The organism is Paenibacillus sp. P4_A7 (genome assembly GCF_056402455.1).
Window position 1 is genome coordinate 1 of record NZ_JBFUHJ010000878.1, and the last position, 764, is coordinate 764.

2 protein-coding genes are annotated in these 764 nt (G+C 46.9%); both read right to left on the reverse strand.

The features are described from left to right. Positions 1-288, reverse strand: a 288-nt coding sequence (locus tag AC1DWN_RS34660; RefSeq protein ID WP_477563333.1) for an RbsD/FucU family protein, incomplete at its 3' end; no start/stop codon positions are given. Positions 289-349: 61 nt separating this feature from the next. After that, on the reverse strand, positions 350-764 hold a 415-nt coding region (locus tag AC1DWN_RS34665; RefSeq protein WP_477563334.1), incomplete at its 5' end, for an FGGY-family carbohydrate kinase.

Sequence of the window (764 nt, forward strand, 5' to 3'; positions counted from 1 at the left end):
CTCCTGAACGATAGTACGATATTTATCCCAGATTGGCGTTTCTACCGTATCGCCAGAAGCAACCTGCATTAATGAAACTGGCTTCTCCACATATTGATCAAGAGGAAAAAGCCGCAATATTGCATCAAGTAGTTCCGGCACGTTATGACCATCACAACGAATCAGCCGCTGAGCATGGCTAGCAGCTGGAAAGTTCCCGTCAGCCAATACAATTTCATCGCTATGACCCATCTCGCTTAACACTTTAAGTAATTCAGGAGAAATAAGTTTCGAAATACCCATTAACATTTATATCTCACCCTTTCATCCATTCAGTGAACATCGATCCAATTTTCCAAAGCTTCTGCAGTTACTTCTTAACCGCTAACTGCTCGAACGTCGCATAAGCGGCAACCCAATCATTTGTCTGCGAAGGAATATAAGTTTCGATAGGAAACGATGCTGCTGTTAGCTGCCGAGCTGCTTGCAAATCGGTGCACTCTTCTAAGGCGACTAACTGCATGAGCATATTCCCAATCGCACTAGCTTCAACGGGACCTGCCCATACCGGACGCCCTATTGCATTAGCGGTAAGCTGACACAGCAGCTTATTCTGGATTCCACCGCCGACCATATGCAAGCCGCCAAATGATTGTCCAGTCAACTCTTCCATTTGAGTAAGCGCCTGACGATAACGCATCGCTAGGCTTTCCAATACACAGCGCACCACTTGACCAACGGACTCCGGCACTGGCTGCGACGTTTCGCGGCAATAGGTTTGTATT